We start from the raw sequence: 1,868 nt of genomic DNA, 5'->3' as shown, positions 1-1,868 counted from the left end.
CAGCCGGGAGCCCGTTCGCGCGCAGCGGGGATCGCAGCGAACGGCTCATTCAGGAGGCCAGTGGTTGGCGTCATGCCGCCGCAGGCCCCGGCCGTCGGTGGGCGGCGCCACGGGGGGCAGGGTCCCCCCAATCGAGGCGCAGCGGCACCTGGTCGGCCAGCCTGGTCGTGGCGGTGCAGGCTGTGATCGGTGGTCGCTACCTGGTGGTGCGGCGCAGGGTGCGGACGTAGTCCTGGTTGCGTGCCTTGGCGATGAGCCGGCGGTCGGCGGTGCGCAGCACGACGCCTTCTGGCTGCAACCCCGCGCCGTTGTCGAGGGCGACCAGGGTGCGCGGGAGTGTTGTGCTCAGCCACGCTCGGGCGTCTGCGATCGTCGTCGGCAGAGCGGTCGCGTCGATGGTGAACAGCCGCGGGACGAGGTCGAGCCCGTGCTGCCGGGCCTCATCGGTGAGTTCGTCTTCGTCGAGAAAGTGCTGCCCTGCGGTGTCGCGCCAGGTGCTGACACGTTCGATAGGCCATGACAGCAGATCGGCGTAGTCGTCGATGGCGGCGCAGTCGAACATCGTGACCGCGACGCGGTTGCCTCCGGTGTACTGGCGTGCCATCTTGCCGATGCTGCCGCCGTACACTTCCAGGTAGTGCACCCGGATGCTGTCGTGGGTCGCGTGCTCCATCCGGTCGGCGATGGGCTTGAGCGCAGCGACGATCCCGTGTGCGGGGTTAGCGAGGAGATCGCCTTGGGCGTATAGCAATTCCTCCCGGCTCCCGATGAGGTAGCTGCCGTCGGGCAGGGAGATGATCCGACCGTTCGTGCCGTCGATCTTCTCTGTCACGATCACCTGACCGTGCAAGGGAACGGTCGGCTCGGAGAGGTTGCCGTTCGACGGGTCCAGGCGGTGGTAGGTGGGGATTGAGGGGTACTTCGTCATCGAGTTCAGCGCTGCCAGATTGACGGCGCGGAGCGCGAACGTCACGGGAATCCTTTCAGAATGACGGGGACATCGTCCGGTGTCTGCCTACTGGCGGGTGTGCGTTGTGCCGACATGGCGACGCGCTGTCGAGGCCGGCGGCGGCCTGGGCCGGGGCCGCTCGGTCGGTGGCAGCAGGCGCACGACGGCGGCCAGAGATGCCGTCTGTGGCGTCTGCAGCACAGACACACCGAGTCGGGGACGAGGTCGGCGCGTCGAGCTAGTCGTCGTCGCTGATGCTCCACAGTGTTGCGACGATGAGCACGACGAGCATCACGTCGGCGCCCACGGCATTCCAATACATGGCGGTTCCTTCAGTCTAAGTCGGATGGTCAGGGATGAACGCGAAGGGCTGCGCAGGAAGCGGTGCGTGCATGGGGGGATGCGAACATCGCTGCTACTTCTGGCGTCGGTGACCGTCCGCTATTCGGTGTCCCTCATATCCCGCCCCATGGCCTGGTCGGGTCGTTGTTGATTTCTTGTTGGGCGGTGTATCGCCGGCCCGGAGTGACTGGGTGGGCCTGGTTCGTAGACCCTGCTGGGCCGGCGCGCCGGAGCAGTGACGCGGATCGGTGGTCAGGAGTCGTGTGGAAGCACCAGACGCGTGTCACGCCGGCGGACGTCGATGTGGATCACCGGCATCCTGCGGCTCCTGGCCTGCTGGAGTGTGGCGTGGGTTCCGCCTCCGCGGTGCTCCGGATCGCTGACGCAGACCAGCGCCTGCGCGTCGCGCAGCATCCACGAGTTCCGCTCGTGCAGGGTCTTCGGGCTGTAGGTCCTGCCCAGCACAGCGACCCGCGCGGCGGTGCTGCGCACCCGGTCGTGGTGGGCACGCCAGTCGTGCGACCAACGTTCGGTCTGCTCGGGAAAAGGCTGATACAGCCACACCCGCGCACCGGCG

At 67.6% G+C, this 1,868-nt stretch carries 2 protein-coding genes; both read right to left on the bottom strand.

Annotation, left to right across the window (positions count from 1 at the left end):
• Window positions 1-196 precede the first annotated feature (196 nt).
• Window positions 197-973, bottom strand: a complete 777-nt coding sequence (locus tag KUTG_RS51610; RefSeq protein WP_043727493.1) for an RNA ligase family protein — start codon at window positions 971-973, stop codon at window positions 197-199.
• Window positions 974-1,543: 570 nt separating this feature from the next.
• A partial coding sequence (locus tag KUTG_RS62780; protein WP_043727490.1) for an SLOG family protein occupies window positions 1,544-1,868 on the bottom strand: 325 nt, incomplete at its 5' end.

The organism is Kutzneria sp. 744 (genome assembly GCF_000568255.1).
GTDB lineage: Bacteria > Actinomycetota > Actinomycetes > Mycobacteriales > Pseudonocardiaceae > Kutzneria.
The sequence above is the reverse complement of the archived record's forward strand: the minus strand, read 5'-3'. Positions and strand labels throughout refer to the sequence as shown.